The organism is Streptomyces sp. NPDC021562, assembly GCF_040640875.1.
Lineage (GTDB): Bacteria > Actinomycetota > Actinomycetes > Streptomycetales > Streptomycetaceae > Streptomyces.
On record NZ_JBFACN010000077.1, the window covers coordinates 1 to 1,821 of the forward strand.

A 1,821-nucleotide genomic window follows, 5' to 3' on the forward strand; every position below is an offset into this window, starting at 1 on the left:
ACAGAAGATCCCTTTTTTTTGTATTATGCTGATACGTTAGGTTTTTTAGTATGGGGGGAATGCGATTCTGCTCCTGTTTATACTGAAAAAGCAGCCGCAAGATTAATGAAGGAATGGATGGAAATTGTAGAACGAGACTATAATCACCCGTCCATTGTAACTTGGGTGCCGTTAAATGAAAGCTGGGGAGTTCCGGATATTCACGCAGACAAAAAGCAGCAGCAATTCTCCAAAACGATGTATCATATGCTGCATGCAATTGACGGCACTAGGCCTGTCATCTCGAATGACGGCTGGGAAGCGACAACAACCGATATATGTGCTATTCACAATTATAATCATGGAAATCATGAGGAAAAGGTTAAGTACGAATACTTTAAAGAAACGCTAGCTTCTGTCGAAAATCTCCTTTCACATGCACACGGTAAATGGCAGGTGTATGCAAATGGCTATTCACATCAAGGAGAACCGATTATGCTGACAGAATTTGGAGGGATAGGCTTTAAAGTGGATGATCAAAAAGGCTGGGGTTATACTTCTGTCGAGACGGAGGAGGAATATGTCCGAGATTTCCGCCGTATTATGGATGCCATCTACCAATCGAAAGGGTTATGGGGTTACTGCTATACACAGTTAACAGATGTAGAACAAGAAATTAACGGGATACTTACCTATAACCGTAAGCCTAAATGCGATCTTTCTCTTTTAAAAGAAATTAATAATCAATTTTATCCAGCTAGACTTCCTGTCGTAAAAACTGATTAATTGTTATCTATAAATTATTTAGAGCTCAAGGTTAAAACAAAGGCTTGGACATAAGTATTTAAGTCAAATAAAAAACCGAACTATTTATTGATTAATAGTTTGGTTTTTTATGTTGTTCGGTTTAAAAACAATAATTAAAAATCTTAGTGGAATGGAGGGGTGGCCACTCGACTCCTGCGGGAAATAGAGGAAAGATGAGACCCAGCAGGCGGATCAGCTTCCTCCCCGCGGAAAGCGAGTGGGTGTAGCGTATTGCAACGTTCTATTTAATAGCTGTACTCTTTTTTATAATCCATGCTCCATTGTTTCAAAGGTAGATGTAATTATTTAACATTCGTGTTTAGATAGGTAATATTTTGTTTTGCCTCATCCCCTTTTTTTTGATAGGGAAATTTGCACCTGTATAAAGTATGAAAAAAGGAAATTTTGCCAATGAAAATTTTTTTCTATCTGGCTATGTGCTAAAATGAAAATATACGGGTATTAATAGATTGTGAGAACAAAAAATGTAAATAAAGGGGATTTAATATGATACTAGTAGTAGGCGGTGCCGGCTATATCGGCAGTCATCTAGTAAAGGAACTGGTGGAAAAGGAAGAGGTTATCGTCCTTGATAACTTGGCGACAGGCCATCAGGAATCTGTAGATGAAAGAGCAGTATTTATTAAAGGAGATTTAGGGAATGCGGAAGATTTAGAACCGATATTTTCTAAATATCCAATTAAAGCTGTCATGCATTTTGCTGCATTCAGTCTTGTTGGTGAATCAGTGCAGGACCCATTTAAATACTATGAAAATAACGTTGCTAATACTTTAACATTGTTGAAAACGATGCTTAAATTTAATGTGAAAAACTTCATTTTTTCATCAACAGCAGCTACGTATGGCATTCCTGAAGAAGAAATTATCTTGGAAAAATCCAATACAGCTCCAATTAATCCTTATGGACGCTCCAAGCTGATGGTAGAGCAAATTTTGGCGGATTTTCATGAGGCTTACGGGTTGAATTATGTTGTTTTCCGTTATTTTAATGCTGCAGGTGCTCATGAATCAGGG

Annotated in this window: 2 protein-coding genes; both read left to right on the top strand. The window is 37.6% G+C overall.

The genetic code is table 11. The features are described from left to right. The coding region (locus tag AB0G52_RS40890) for a glycoside hydrolase family 2 TIM barrel-domain containing protein (RefSeq protein ID WP_361344340.1) at positions 1–765 on the top strand (765 nt) is incomplete at its 5' end. A 528-nt stretch (positions 766–1,293) separates the two neighbouring features. Beyond that, positions 1,294–1,821 (top strand): NAD-dependent epimerase/dehydratase family protein (locus AB0G52_RS40895; RefSeq protein WP_361344342.1); only part of this gene is annotated, 528 nt, incomplete at its 3' end.